14 protein-coding genes are annotated in these 13,008 nt (G+C 52.7%); 8 read left to right on the top strand and 6 right to left on the bottom strand.

Annotated elements, in window-relative coordinates; all coding sequences use genetic code 11:
• Positions 1-30: 30 nt before the first annotated feature.
• From prs to lolB, 3 genes are all read right to left on the bottom strand, one after another.
• A complete protein-coding gene (gene prs / locus OGV74_RS09965) occupies positions 31-978 on the bottom strand; it encodes a ribose-phosphate diphosphokinase (RefSeq protein WP_001518537.1) in 948 nt (315 codons plus the stop codon).
• Between the two features lie 266 nt (positions 979-1,244).
• On the bottom strand, positions 1,245-2,096 hold the full coding sequence (gene ispE / locus OGV74_RS09970; RefSeq protein ID WP_286520745.1) for a 4-(cytidine 5'-diphospho)-2-C-methyl-D-erythritol kinase: 852 nt from the start codon (positions 2,094-2,096) through the stop codon (positions 1,245-1,247).
• Positions 2,093-2,716, bottom strand: coding sequence for a lipoprotein insertase outer membrane protein LolB (gene lolB, locus OGV74_RS09975; protein ID WP_003020792.1), 624 nt, complete (start codon positions 2,714-2,716; stop codon positions 2,093-2,095). Before lolB ends, ispE begins: the two co-directional genes overlap by 4 nt.
• Positions 2,717-2,927: 211 nt before the next feature.
• Between lolB and hemA the strand changes: the two genes are divergently transcribed.
• The 6 genes from hemA to kdsA are packed head-to-tail and all read left to right on the top strand — an operon-like array spanning position 2,928 to position 8,232.
• A complete protein-coding gene (hemA, locus tag OGV74_RS09980) occupies positions 2,928-4,184 on the top strand; it encodes a glutamyl-tRNA reductase (protein ID WP_003020789.1) in 1,257 nt (418 codons plus the stop codon).
• Between the two features lie 41 nt (positions 4,185-4,225).
• Positions 4,226-5,308 (top strand): peptide chain release factor 1, encoded by a 1,083-nt coding sequence (gene prfA / locus OGV74_RS09985; protein ID WP_003020786.1) that lies wholly within the window; start codon positions 4,226-4,228, stop codon positions 5,306-5,308.
• A complete protein-coding gene (gene prmC / locus OGV74_RS09990) occupies positions 5,308-6,141 on the top strand; it encodes a peptide chain release factor N(5)-glutamine methyltransferase (protein WP_086504142.1) in 834 nt (277 codons plus the stop codon). The genes prfA and prmC overlap by 1 nt, the downstream gene beginning before the upstream one ends.
• Entirely contained in the window at positions 6,138-6,530 is a 393-nt protein-coding gene (gene sirB2, locus OGV74_RS09995) for an invasion regulator SirB2 (protein WP_003020779.1), read from the top strand. Before prmC ends, sirB2 begins: the two co-directional genes overlap by 4 nt.
• A 2-nt stretch (positions 6,531-6,532) precedes the next feature.
• Positions 6,533-7,342, top strand: a complete 810-nt coding sequence (gene sirB1, locus OGV74_RS10000) for an invasion regulator SirB1 (protein WP_061548117.1) — start codon at positions 6,533-6,535, stop codon at positions 7,340-7,342.
• 35 nt (positions 7,343-7,377) lie between these two features.
• On the top strand, positions 7,378-8,232 hold the full coding sequence (gene kdsA / locus OGV74_RS10005) for a 3-deoxy-8-phosphooctulonate synthase (RefSeq protein WP_003020772.1): 855 nt from the start codon (positions 7,378-7,380) through the stop codon (positions 8,230-8,232).
• A gap of 98 nt (positions 8,233-8,330) precedes the next feature.
• Here the strand turns inward: kdsA and chaA are convergent, their stop codons facing one another.
• The gene (gene chaA / locus OGV74_RS10010; RefSeq protein ID WP_003020769.1) at positions 8,331-9,431 is read right to left on the bottom strand and encodes a sodium-potassium/proton antiporter ChaA; all 1,101 of its coding nucleotides are present in this window, start codon (positions 9,429-9,431) and stop codon (positions 8,331-8,333) included.
• Positions 9,432-9,834: 403 nt separating this feature from the next.
• Between chaA and OGV74_RS10015 the strand changes: the two genes are divergently transcribed.
• Positions 9,835-10,530 (top strand): gamma-glutamylcyclotransferase, encoded by a 696-nt coding sequence (locus tag OGV74_RS10015; RefSeq protein WP_016150353.1) that lies wholly within the window; start codon positions 9,835-9,837, stop codon positions 10,528-10,530.
• Between the two features lie 54 nt (positions 10,531-10,584).
• Here the strand turns inward: OGV74_RS10015 and OGV74_RS10020 are convergent, their stop codons facing one another.
• Together OGV74_RS10020 and OGV74_RS10025 are read right to left on the bottom strand one after the other, a co-directional pair.
• A complete protein-coding gene (locus OGV74_RS10020; RefSeq protein WP_003020763.1) occupies positions 10,585-10,830 on the bottom strand; it encodes a DUF1883 domain-containing protein in 246 nt (81 codons plus the stop codon).
• 262 nt (positions 10,831-11,092) lie between these two features.
• Complete coding sequence (locus OGV74_RS10025; RefSeq protein WP_003020761.1) at positions 11,093-11,446, bottom strand: DsrE/DsrF/TusD sulfur relay family protein; 354 nt, start codon at positions 11,444-11,446, stop codon at positions 11,093-11,095.
• Positions 11,447-11,621: 175 nt separating this feature from the next.
• On the opposite strand from OGV74_RS10025, the gene OGV74_RS10030 reads away from it, so the two are divergent.
• On the top strand, positions 11,622-13,007 hold the full coding sequence (locus OGV74_RS10030) for a YchO/YchP family invasin (protein ID WP_050593519.1): 1,386 nt from the start codon (positions 11,622-11,624) through the stop codon (positions 13,005-13,007).
• The last annotated feature ends 1 nt before the right edge of the window (position 13,008 follow it).

A 13,008-nucleotide genomic window follows, 5' to 3' on the forward strand; every position in this document is an offset into this window, starting at 1 on the left:
CGCCGCAGCGGGTTTTTGAGCCGGGCTCGATTAATGCTCGAACATAGCAGAGATGGATTCTTCGTTGCTGATACGACGAATCGCTTCGGCCAGCATACCCGACAGGGTCAATGTACGCACGTTTGGCAGTGCTTTGATTTCGTCAGTCAGTGGAATGGTGTCACAGACAACGACTTCATCAATAACAGAGTTGCGCAGGTTGTTTGCCGCATTACCTGAGAAGATCGGGTGGGTTGCGTAAGCAAATACGCGTTTTGCACCACGTTCTTTCAGTGCTTCTGCTGCTTTGCACAGCGTACCGCCGGTATCGATCATGTCATCAACCAGCACGCAGTCACGACCTGCAACGTCACCAATAATGTGCATCACCTGAGAAACGTTCGCACGCGGGCGACGTTTGTCGATGATAGCCATATCGGTATCGTTCAGCAGTTTAGCGATAGCGCGGGCACGCACGACGCCACCGATATCTGGAGAAACCACAATTGGGTTGTCCAGGTTCAGCTGCAGCATGTCTTCTAACAGGATCGGGCTACCGAATACGTTATCAACCGGTACATCGAAGAAGCCCTGGATCTGTTCAGCATGCAGGTCAACGGTGAGGACGCGGTCAACGCCAACGCTGGACAGGAAATCAGCGACGACTTTAGCGGTAATCGGTACACGAGCGGAACGTACGCGACGATCCTGACGTGCATAGCCGAAGTAAGGAATAACGGCGGTGATACGGCCTGCGGAAGCACGGCGCAGCGCATCAACCATAACGACCAATTCCATCAGGTTGTCGTTAGTAGGGGCACAAGTGGACTGGATGATGAAAATATCACCACCGCGTACATTTTCATTAATTTGTACGCTGACTTCGCCGTCGCTAAAGCGACCTACAGCGGCGTCGCCGAGTGAAGTGTACAGGCGGTTGGCAATACGTTGTGCTAGTTCCGGGGTGGCGTTACCAGCAAAAAGCTTCATATCAGGCACGAGAAGAACCTCAGGCATGCGTCCATTGGTGGAAAGAATCTGCCGAAAACTGTGCGGGCCAGGCAGTATCCTCTCCATGCGGTGTATTAAAGAGCGCGATGCAACGTCTGGAACAGGGTGACGTTGTCACCGCAACTCAGCTTGCCCGGCTTACTCGTTATCCTTCGTGTTTCATGTTCGTTGGCATCAATTCCTCACATCAGTCACATACTTTTGTATGCTCCTGGCGGTTCGTCATTTCGCCATCTTCCTGAAACCAGAAGGATTTAGAGTAACGCTCTGTGCAATGGGGAGAGGTTGACGCCTTTCGCCACAAAGCCTTTGAGCCATTCCGGGGCTTGCTCAAGCACCTGGCGAGCACGAGACTCAGTGTCAAATTCAGCAAAGACACAAGCCCCTGTACCAGTCAGGCGCGACGGCGCGTATTCTAACAGCCAGGAAAGCGCCGCATCAACCTCGCGAAAACGTTTTCTTGCGATAACCTCGCAATCATTGCCGAATTCACATTTTAGTAACGTTTTTATTGACCTTTTTGGCGTGTTGCGCGGGAGGTCGGGATCGCTAAAAATCACCGGTGTCGGAATGCTGACTCCCGGGTGAGCAACCAGATACCACTTTTCTTCAGGTTCCACCGGCGTCAGAATTTCTCCTACGCCTTCGGCAAAGGCCGCATGGCCGCGCACGAACACGGGAACATCCGCCCCTAGGGTTAAACCGAGTGCCGCCAGTTCATCAATCGAAAGTCCACACTGCCAGAGATGGTTCAGCGCCACCAGAACGGTTGCCGCATTTGATGAACCACCGCCAAGACCGCCGCCCATCGGCAGGCGTTTGTCGATACTGATGTCCGCACCGCTCCCTTTGGGAAGGCGATTGCTTTCAGATGCCACCTTCATCAGCAAACGTGCCGCACGGACGATCAGGTTGTCTTCGTGCGCAACGCCTTCCACCGGGGTTAACAGGCGGATTTCGCCGTCGCCACGCAGCGCAATATCTATCGTGTCGCCATAATCAAGAAACTGAAATAGCGTTTGCAGCGAATGGTAACCGTCCGTACGTTGCCCGGTGATGTATAAAAACAGATTCAGTTTTGCCGGAGAGGGCCAATGAGTCATCATTTCACAATCCAGTTATCCATTTTTAGCTTAATACGCTGGGAGCCGTCCGACAGCTCCATGTTTGCCGGCATCGCTGGCTGCGTTTTGCTGTCGTAGGCGCTATAGACCACTTTCCAGCTTTTACCATCTTTGCTGTAGTTCACTTCACTCAGACGATATTGGTCGTCGAGCTTGTAATCAGTAGCGTCACCCGGCAGGCCAAGGATCCACTGGCGCAGGCTGTTCAACGGAATAGGCATGCCGGTCAGTTTGCCGATCATCTCTTCAGCGTCGTCGGCGGTGTAGTGCTTACCTTTGTTATCGACAAGTTCAACGTTGCCCGGCTGCGCGTTGAGTTCCAGTTCCGTGCTGCCCAGCGGGTTGGTCAGCAGCAGACGATAGCGATCCTGACCGGTTTGCTGCCAGAAAAAGCGGGCATACACTTTCTGTTGATCGGAGATATAAGCGAACGCACCGCGCGTCTGATATTGGTTCAGGGCGCGTACTTCCTGCTGGTGCTGGCGCCACTGCGGGGAATCGGGGCTTTTGCCGGGACCTTTCGGCGCGTTGAGGGTACAGGCACTAAGAACCAGGGCCGCAAGGGGCAGCAGGCGAATCAGGCGAAAATCAGGCAGGGTCATAATGATGACAAATCCTTGAGATACGTTGCAGTTATAACTCTCAATGCTAGCGCCACCATCTGACATCGTCTACGTTCAAGTTATCTTAAATCGCTTAAATTTGTGCACTAAGCTATTACTCCAAAAGGGGTCAGTCTCTTTTATTGACCGCACGCATCCTGTATGATGCACCCAGTCTAACCTTATCAACGCTGGTACTATTCCCGCACACATGACCCTTTTAGCGCTTGGTATTAACCATAAAACGGCACCTGTATCGCTGCGAGAACGCGTAACGTTTTCGCCGGATACGCTCGATCAGGCGCTGGACAGCCTGCAAGCGCTGCCAATGGTGCAGGGCGGGGTAGTGCTGTCGACGTGTAACCGCACAGAGATTTACCTCAGCGTGGAAGAGCAGGATAACCTGCGAGAAGCGCTGATTCGCTGGCTGTGCGAATACCATAACCTCAATGAAGAAGACCTGCGTAATAGCCTGTACTGGCACCAGGACAACGACGCCGTCAGTCATTTGATGCGCGTTGCCAGTGGTCTGGATTCACTGGTGCTCGGTGAACCGCAAATTTTGGGGCAGGTGAAAAAAGCATTTGCGGATTCGCAAAAAGGCCACCAGAACGCCAGTGCGCTGGAGCGCATGTTCCAGAAATCATTCTCTGTTGCTAAACGTGTACGTACAGAAACTGACATCGGTGCCAGCGCCGTGTCGGTGGCGTTTGCCGCCTGTACTCTGGCGCGGCAGATATTTGAATCGCTCTCAACGGTAACCGTGCTGTTAGTCGGTGCGGGCGAAACCATCGAACTGGTAGCGCGACACTTGCGCGAGCATAAAGTGAAGAAGATGATCATCGCCAACCGTACGCGCGAGCGTGCGCAGGTGCTGGCGGATGAAGTCGGCGCCGAGGTGATTTCACTGAGTGATATCGACGCACGTTTGCAGGATGCCGATATCATTATCAGTTCTACTGCCAGTCCGCTGCCGATTATCGGTAAAGGAATGGTGGAACGCGCGCTTAAAAACCGCCGCAATCAGCCTATGTTGCTGGTGGATATCGCCGTACCGCGCGATGTCGAGCCGGAAGTGGGTAAATTGTCTAACGCCTATCTGTACAGCGTTGATGACCTGCAAAGCATCATTTCGCATAACCTTGCCCAGCGCAAAGCGGCGGCGGTGGAAGCCGAAACGATTGTGGAGCAGGAAGCCAGCGAGTTTATGGCCTGGCTACGCGCCCAGGGCGCAAGCGACACTATCCGCGAGTATCGCAGTCAGTCAGAACAGATCCGTGATGAACTGACCGCTAAAGCGTTGGCCGCTCTTCAACAGGGCGGTGATGCGCAAGCCATTATGCAGGATTTGGCCTGGAAACTGACCAACCGCCTGATCCATGCACCAACCAAATCACTTCAACAGGCTGCCCGTGACGGGGATAGTGAACGCCTGAATATTCTGCGCGACAGCCTCGGGCTGGAGTAGCAGCACACCAATCTTATTTTTTACAGGGTGCATTTACGCCTATGAAGCCTTCTATCGTTGCCAAACTGGAAGCCCTGCATGAACGCCATGAAGAAGTTCAGGCACTGCTCGGTGATGCGGGTACTATCGCAGACCAGGATCGCTTTCGTGCGCTGTCGCGCGAATATGCGCAATTAAGCGATGTCTCTCGCTGTTTTACGGACTGGCAACAGGTTCAGGAAGATATCGAGACGGCTCAGATGATGCTCGACGATCCTGAAATGCGTGAAATGGCGCAGGATGAACTGCGCGAAGCAAAAGAGAAATGCGAGCAGCTGGAACAGCATCTGCAGGTCCTGCTGTTACCTAAAGACCCCGATGACGAACGTAACGCTTTCCTCGAAGTGCGTGCGGGAACCGGTGGTGATGAAGCGGCGCTGTTTGCCGGCGATCTGTTCCGCATGTACAGCCGTTACGCTGAATCGCGTCGCTGGCGGGTAGAGATCATGAGCGCCAGCGAAGGCGAACATGGCGGGTTTAAAGAAGTCATTGCCAAGATTAGCGGCGAAGGCGTTTACGGGCGACTGAAGTTTGAGTCCGGCGGCCATCGAGTGCAGCGCGTACCTGCGACGGAATCGCAGGGGCGTATTCATACTTCTGCCTGTACGGTCGCTGTCATGCCGGAACTGCCGGATGCCGAACTGCCGGATATCAACCCGGCCGATCTGCGTATTGATACCTTCCGTTCATCAGGCGCGGGCGGTCAGCACGTTAACACCACAGACTCCGCAATCCGTATTACCCACTTACCGACCGGTATCGTAGTGGAATGCCAGGACGAACGTTCACAGCATAAAAACAAAGCCAAAGCGATGTCGGTGCTGGGGGCGCGAATTCGTGCCGCCGAAGTGGCAAGACGTCAACAGGCGGAAGCCTCTGAACGTCGTAACTTGTTGGGCAGCGGCGATCGCAGCGATCGTAACCGCACCTATAACTTCCCGCAGGGTCGTGTGACCGATCACCGCATTAACCTGACGCTCTACCGTCTGGATGAAGCGATGGAAGGCAAACTGGATATGCTGATTGAGCCGATTGTCCAGGAATACCAGGCCGACCAACTGGCGGCGTTGTCCGAGCAGGATTAATGGATTATCAGCACTGGCTGCGTGACGCGATAAGCCAATTACAGGCAAGCGAAAGCCCGCGCCGCGACGCCGAGATTTTACTCGAGTTTGTCACCGGTAAGGGGCGCACCTTTATTCTGGCGTTCGGCGAAACGGTGTTAACCGAGGCGCAGCGTCAACGGCTCGATACATTACTGGAACGCCGTCAGCGAGGTGAGCCGGTGGCACATCTGACCGGCGTGCGTGAGTTCTGGTCGCTGCCGCTGTTTGTCTCTCCGGCTACGCTTATTCCACGCCCGGATACTGAGTGTCTTGTTGAGCAGGCGCTGGCTCGTCTGCCTGCCTCTGCGTGTCGTATTCTCGATTTGGGAACCGGTACGGGCGCCATTGCGCTGGCGCTGGCAACTGAGCGTCCGGATTGCGCGGTGACCGCGGTTGACCGCATGCCCGATGCCGTGGCGCTGGCAACTCGCAACAAACAGCATCTGGCCATCGACAATGTTTGCGTGCTGCAAAGCGACTGGTTCAGCGCTTTGCAGGGGCAGCAGTTTGACATGATTGTCAGCAATCCGCCGTATATCGACGAACAGGACCCGCACCTGGCGCTTGGCGATGTACGTTTTGAGCCGCTATCGGCACTGGTGGCGGGTGAGCAGGGTATGGCGGATATCGTGCATATCATTGACCAGTCTCGACACATGCTAACGCCCGGCGGATATCTGTTGCTGGAGCACGGCTGGCAGCAGGGACAGGCAGTCCGCGACGCCTATACTCATGCTGGTTACCAGGCGGTTGAAACCTGCCGCGACTATGGCGGCAACGAGCGAATTACGCTTGGACGCATCCCATCATGAGTACCTTCAGCGTGTTACTCAACGTCCATCTCATCAGCATTGCGCTTTCTGTTGGTCTGTTAACGCTGCGTTTTTGGTGGCGTTACACCGACTCGCGCCTTGCCTGCGCGCGCTGGACGCGCATCGTGCCGCCGGTTGTCGATACCGTTTTATTACTCAGCGGCATAGCGTTAATGGTTAAAGCGCACATCCTGCCATTCACTGAGCACGGGACATGGCTGACTGAAAAGCTGTTTGGGGTTATCATTTACATCGTTTTGGGTTTTATTGCGCTCGATTATCGTCGGGCGCGCAGTCAGCAGGCGCGATTAGTCGCATTTCCGCTGGCGCTGGTGGTGCTGTACATCATCATTAAACTCGCCACCACAAAAATACCGTTACTGGGGTAAGCATGAGGTCGTTAGCTGATTTCGAATTTAATAAAGCGCCATTGTGTGATGGGATGATCCTGGCGTCGGAGTCTATCCGTCTGGATTTTCCAACACAAACTGTGTATGACGAACTGGAACGTCTGGTTAGTCTGGCGCAAGAAGAAATTAGCCAGCTCCTGTCTCAGGATGAGCAACTGGAAAAACTGCTGGCACTTTTTTACGGCGAATGGGGGTTTACGGATACCCACGGCGTCTATCGTCTTTCTGATGCATTATGGCTTGATAAGGTACTGAAAAATCGTCAGGGCAGCGCTGTATCTCTGGGCGCTATCTTGTTGTGGATTGCCAACCGACTGGAGCTACCGCTGGTGCCGGTGATTTTCCCGACACAACTCATCCTGCGTATTGAATCGCTCGATGGCGAAATGTGGCTAATCAATCCGTTTAATGGCGAAACGTTAAATGAGCACACGCTGGAAGTGTGGCTGAAGGGGAATATCAGCCCGGTCGCGGAGCTGTTTAACGAAGACCTGGATGAGGCGGATAATGCAGAAGTAATCCGCAAGCTGCTCGACACGCTGAAATCATCGCTGATGGAAGAGCGGCAAATGGAGCTGGCGCTGCGTGCCAGCGAAGCACTATTACAGTTTAATCCTGAAGACCCGTATGAAATACGCGATCGTGGATTAATCTACGCGCAGCTCGAGTGTGAACATGTTGCGCTGACCGATTTAAGTTATTTCGTTGAGCAGTGTCCGGAAGACCCGATCAGCGAAATGATTCGTGCGCAGATTAATACTATTTCGCACAAGCAAATTGTATTGCATTGATTAATGACACTTTACCTACCGTTTAAGGCGATCCTATGAAACAAAAAGTGGTTAGCATTGGCGACATCAACGTGGCAAATGACCTGCCGTTCGTGCTGTTTGGCGGAATGAACGTGCTGGAATCCCGCGATCTGGCGATGCGCATTTGTGAGCACTACGTAACCGTTACTCAAAAGCTGGGTATCCCTTACGTGTTCAAAGCCTCCTTTGATAAAGCCAACCGTTCTTCCATCCACTCTTACCGTGGACCGGGCCTTGAAGAAGGGATGAAAATCTTCCAGGAACTGAAGCAGACTTTTGGCGTAAAAGTGATCACCGACGTTCACGAAGCCAGCCAGGCGCAGCCTGTTGCTGACGTGGTGGATGTGATTCAGCTGCCGGCATTCCTCGCGCGTCAGACCGATCTGGTGGAAGCGATGGCGAAAACCGGTGCCGTTATCAACGTGAAGAAACCGCAGTTCGTAAGCCCTGGCCAGATGGGCAATATCGTGGATAAATTCCATGAAGGTGGTAACGATAAGGTTATTCTGTGCGACCGTGGCGCGAACTTTGGTTATGACAACCTGGTTGTAGACATGCTGGGCTTCAGCGTGATGAAGAAAGTCTCCGGCAACTCACCGGTGATTTTTGACGTTACCCATGCGCTGCAATGCCGTGACCCGTTTGGCGCAGCAAGCGGCGGTCGTCGTGCGCAGGTTACCGAACTGGCTCGCGCCGGTATGGCGGTAGGTCTGGCGGGTCTGTTTATTGAAGCGCATCCGGATCCAGCCAATGCGAAATGCGATGGCCCATCCGCGCTGCCGCTGGCGAAACTGGAACAGTTCCTGACGCAGATTAAAGCGATTGATGACCTGGTGAAAAGCTTCGACGAGCTGGATACCGAGAACTAATTCATTTTGTGTGCCTGATAGAGCTTGCGCTTATCAGGTATACGAAAGGAAATAAGAAGCCGGACCCGACAAGTTGTGTCGGTGTCCGGCTTTTTTCATCAGGCAAATATCGTCATCAGATAGGCGATAAACAGCGCCAGATGTGCCGCACCGTTAAGCACATTGGTGCGTCCGGTGGAGAAAGAGATATGGCACAGTACCAGTGAAGAAACCATCACAATCATCTCTGGCGCGCCCAGCGCAAACACCAAATCATTCCCGGTTGCCCATGCGATCAGCGTCACCACTGGTACGGTCAGTGAAATAGTGGCTAATACTGAACCGAAGAACAAATTCATCGCCCGCTGTACCTGATTGCTCAGAACCGCTTTCAGCGCGCCCAGCCCTTCAGGAGAGAGGATGAGTAACGCGACCAGGAAACCGGTAAAGGCCACTGGGGCATTCAGTTCAGTCAGCAATGTCTCCAGAGGGCTGGCGTTCATCTTGGTTACGGCGATAACGGCGATCAGATGAATGATAAGCCAGGCGGCGTGCCACATATTGCTGTGTGCTGACGGCTTACCGTGATGCGGGTCGTCATCGTCGCCTTCATCTTCATGCTCGTAAATGAACAGGCTTTGGTGCGTTTTGGTTTGGATTAGTAAAAATACGCCGTACATCGCTGCAGAAATTAACGCGACCAACAACGCCTGCGCAGTGGTGAAATTAGCGCCCGGTAGAGCCATTGGGAACACCAGGACAATAATGGCCAGTGGGAACAGGGCAATTAAATACTGTTTAATACCAAACAGGTTCATATACTGAGTAGCAAATTTACGGCCACCCAACAGTAATGAAAAACCGACCAGACCGCCGGTGACGATCATAATGATTGAATACAGCGTGTCGCGCATGAGGGTAGGCGCAGCATCACCGGTCGCCATTAATGCGGAGATTAAGCTGACTTCGAGAATAACGACGGACAGACTGAGGATCAGTGACCCGTAGGGTTCGCCAAGTCGATGCGCTAATACATCCGCATGACGGACAACGCTGAATGCGCTGCTTAATATACCAATAAGGGCCAGCGCATTAATACCGATGACCACTGGTAGTGACTGACTGCTCCCCCAGAAGAACAGGACTACCAGCGCCAAAATCGGGAAGACGAGAGAGGTCTCCTTGTGGCGGGTTTTTACCGCCTCATGTACTTGTGTCATTGAACTAATTCTCCATCTCTGCAGGTATTTATAATTATAAAAGTATTAAAGAATGTAAAAAATAACAGATCTTTCGGTATTTCCGATCCGATTTTACGTAATTTTACGGCATGGACCAATTTTTGCATCAAAGCGAATAAAATTGCATATCTTGTTTATAGAATATTTAAATAACAAAGCATTAGGCTTTAGCGTCAACAAAAATTGCTGATAGTCCTGATACAAATGATAGTGCAGGACGTACCAACGCGAGAGGATATAAAATGCCGTTGACGCTTTGCTGGCTTGCAAGCGAGCGGTGAATTGCCTATTGTCCAGCTATTGGTTTCAAAATGAGCAGTAAAAAAGCCCGGAAGGCGTCAAAAAAGTTGTCGCAGGGAAGCAGCAGTGGCGGAGGTGTAAGGTGTTAACGCGTGATTTTTTATTGAATGCTGACTGTAAGACGGCATTTGGTGCTATTGAAGAATCACTACTCTGGTCAGCGGAACAACGGGCAGCCTCACTGGCCGCCACGCTCGCTTGCCGACCCGATGATGGACCGGTGTGGATCTTCGGTTATGGATCGTTGATGTGGAACCCGGCCTTAGAGTTTGATGAGTCCTGTACCGGGACGTTAGTTGGCTGGCACCGCGCTTTTTGCCTGCGCCTGACGGCGGGGCGAGGAACGGCGGGTCAGCCAGGTCGTATGCTGGCCTTGAAAGAGGGCGGACGCACTACTGGTGTAGCCTACCGTTTGCCGAATGCGTCGCTGGAACAAGAGCTCTCTTTGCTGTGGAAGCGTGAAATGATCACCGGATGCTATCTGCCCACCTGGTGCCAGTTGGCGCTGGATGATGGTCGGACGGTGAACGCGCTGGTCTTTATTATGGATCCGCGTCATCCGCTGTTTGAGTCAGACACGCGCGCGCAGGTGATTGCGCCGCTTATCGCCGCGGCGAGCGGACCTTTAGGCACCAACGCCCAGTATCTGTTCTCACTGGAACAAGAGCTGGTCAAGTTGGGAATGCAGGATGACTGTCTTAACGATCTGGTGATCTCGGTCAAACGATTGTTGGGAGAGAACCTGCCGGAAGGCGTTATGCGGCCAGGATTTGCCTGAATCCAGCCGGGAACTGAATGCCCGAAAGCCAGGCGCTTTTCGGGCAATTAACGCTTAGGCTGCAATATAACTTATTGAATGCTCTAGCGACTGGCTGTGGCTGTCGATCAGCACATTCCAGATGCCGGTATAGGGCACGGTCAACCATGCGTTGTCACGATCCTGCACGCTTAAGATGTCGGACTGCGTGTCTTTGACGTGATTTTTCTCGCTCATCAGATGGATGTGACAGCGCTCGGAACAGCGCACAACCACCGTATCGCCACCAAATAACTTTAAACTTGCCTTCACTAATGCCATTTTTCACCCCGTTCTTGAAAACAACGTACTTTCTGTCGAAAGTGCTGCGTGATGTTGTTCACATTTCACTCATTGCATAACACCAAAGGGGGAGCAACGGGATGCTGATTTTGATCAAAAAATGGCATAACGATTAAACAAAAGTGACAAAATCCCTCAAAAGGATTGAAAGGGCGTGCTAACGTTCAACGAAACCGCGCCCATCTACGATTAAATCCGGAAATTATCGACACTTTCAGTGTGCTTGCCTGAAAGCGGTGTATCAGAAGGTCAGTACTTTATCTGCAGCCAGCGTCCATTGAGCCAGTTCAACCAGCGTGCCGACGGCTACTCCGTCAATTAACGGCAGCGTGGTGATTCCACGGCCATCGGTGCAGGTTTTGCACAGTTTTACCGGCACATTTTGCGCCGTAAGAATCTCCAGCATTTGCTGAATATTGTATCCTTCCGCAGGTTTTTGACCACGCAATCCCGCGGTTACCGCGTCCGACATTAAAAACAAACGCAGGTCGAGATCCCCTTCCTGCTCGCGCAAGGCGATAGCCAGACGTAGACTGTTAAATAACGATTCGCTTCCATAGGCTGCACCGTTCGCGACGATCACTATCTTTTGCATTTTTACTCCTTTTGCTGCATGTGAGCGTTAAAAACTGACACGTATGTTACACCTATTTCTAGATGCCAGGATAATGCCGAAAAAGGAAGGAAGGGCTGAAAATCAATACTGAAGACGTTATGGTTTAAGATAAGTATGCCGCTGTGGCTAATAGATATAAGAAACCACTAACGATTTGAGCCGTAATATTTATTTATCTCTTGCTGTATTTGCACTCTTGCCGTTGGCAGGCGGTACTGCCAGCGCGCAATCGTCATTTATTCACCAGGCGGAAAACCCTTTCGATAACAATAGTGATGGCTTGCCCGATCTTGGTATGGCGCCGGAGTCGCGGGCAGGCGAAAAGCACTTTGCCGAAATGGTCAAAGCGTTTGGTGAAGCCAGCATGACCGATAACGGGCTTGATACCGGTGAACAGGCGAAGCAGTTTGCGTTTGGCCAGGTGCGCGACAGGGTCAGCGAACAGGTGAATCAGCAACTGGAATCCTGGCTCTCTCCCTGGGGAAACGCCAGCGTCGGGTTGCAGGTGGATAACGAAGGCAGCTTTACCGGGAGTCGGGGAAGTTGGTTTATACCGTGGCAGGATAATCAACGTTATCTTACCTGGAGCCAGTTGGGGCTGACGCAACAGGACGGAGGCCTGTTCAGTAATGCGGGGATTGGGCAGCGCTGGGTTCGTGACGGTTGGTTACTGGGTTACAACACCTTTTATGACAACCTGCTGGATGAGAATCTGCCTCGGGGAGGCGTGGGGGCAGAAGCGTGGGGTGAATACCTCCGTTTATCTGCTAATTACTATCAACCGTTGTCCTCCTGGCAGGGTCGTTTTGCAACTCAAGAACAACGGATGGCCCGGGGATACGACCTGACCGCGCAAATGCGCATGCCGTTCTATCAACATCTCAATACCAGCGTCAGCGTGGAGCAGTATTTTGGCGACCAGGTGGATCTGTTTCATTCCGGAACCGGGTACCACAATCCTGTGGCGGTGAATCTGGGATTGAGCTATACGCCGGTGCCGCTGATCACCGTGACAGCACAGCATAAGCAGGGTGAAAATGGCGTCAGTCAGAATAACCTCGGATTAACGTTAAATTACCGTTTTGGCGTGCCGCTAAAAAAACAGCTGATGGTAAGCGAGGTGGCAAACAGCCGATCGCTGCGCGGCAGTCGTTATGACGATCCACAACGTAACAATCTGCCGACGCTGGAGTATCGCCAGCGTAAAACACTGTCGGTATTTTTGGCCACGCCGCCCTGGGATCTCAAGCCTGGTGAGACGGTGGCGTTGAAGCTGCAGGTGCGTAGTTTGCATGGGATCCGTCGTCTGGCATGGCAGGGTGATACTCAGGCATTGAGCTTAACGGCTGGCAGCAATAGCCGAAGCGCGCAGGGTTGGACGATTATTATGCCGAAGTGGGACAACAGAGAAGGTGCGACAAACCGCTGGCGGTTGTCTGTGGTGGTAGAAGATGAGCAGGGCCAGCGTGTCTCTTCCAATGAGATCACGCTATCATTGACCGAACCGTTTATTACCGTTTCGGAAAATGATCCTCGTTAAC

The sequence above is a fragment of the Citrobacter sp. Cf116 genome (genome assembly GCF_030336505.1).
Taxonomy (GTDB): domain Bacteria; phylum Pseudomonadota; class Gammaproteobacteria; order Enterobacterales; family Enterobacteriaceae; genus Citrobacter; species Citrobacter freundii.

Excerpts from the sequence above, each read along its gene's own strand:
- prmC (WP_086504142.1), top strand. The coding sequence starts at position 5,308 with ATGGATTATCAGCACTGGCTGCGTGACGCGATAAGCCAATTACAGGCA.
- lolB (WP_003020792.1), bottom strand. The coding sequence starts at position 2,716 with ATGACCCTGCCTGATTTTCGCCTGATTCGCCTGCTGCCCCTTGCGGCC.
- kdsA (WP_003020772.1), top strand. The coding sequence starts at position 7,378 with ATGAAACAAAAAGTGGTTAGCATTGGCGACATCAACGTGGCAAATGAC.
- prfA (WP_003020786.1), top strand. The coding sequence starts at position 4,226 with ATGAAGCCTTCTATCGTTGCCAAACTGGAAGCCCTGCATGAACGCCAT.
- OGV74_RS10025 (WP_003020761.1), bottom strand. The coding sequence starts at position 11,446 with ATGCAAAAGATAGTGATCGTCGCGAACGGTGCAGCCTATGGAAGCGAA.
- ispE (WP_286520745.1), bottom strand. The coding sequence starts at position 2,096 with ATGATGACTCATTGGCCCTCTCCGGCAAAACTGAATCTGTTTTTATAC.
- sirB1 (WP_061548117.1), top strand. The coding sequence starts at position 6,533 with ATGAGGTCGTTAGCTGATTTCGAATTTAATAAAGCGCCATTGTGTGAT.
- OGV74_RS10020 (WP_003020763.1), bottom strand. The coding sequence starts at position 10,830 with ATGGCATTAGTGAAGGCAAGTTTAAAGTTATTTGGTGGCGATACGGTG.
- sirB2 (WP_003020779.1), top strand. The coding sequence starts at position 6,138 with ATGAGTACCTTCAGCGTGTTACTCAACGTCCATCTCATCAGCATTGCG.
- hemA (WP_003020789.1), top strand. The coding sequence starts at position 2,928 with ATGACCCTTTTAGCGCTTGGTATTAACCATAAAACGGCACCTGTATCG.
- chaA (WP_003020769.1), bottom strand. The coding sequence starts at position 9,431 with ATGACACAAGTACATGAGGCGGTAAAAACCCGCCACAAGGAGACCTCT.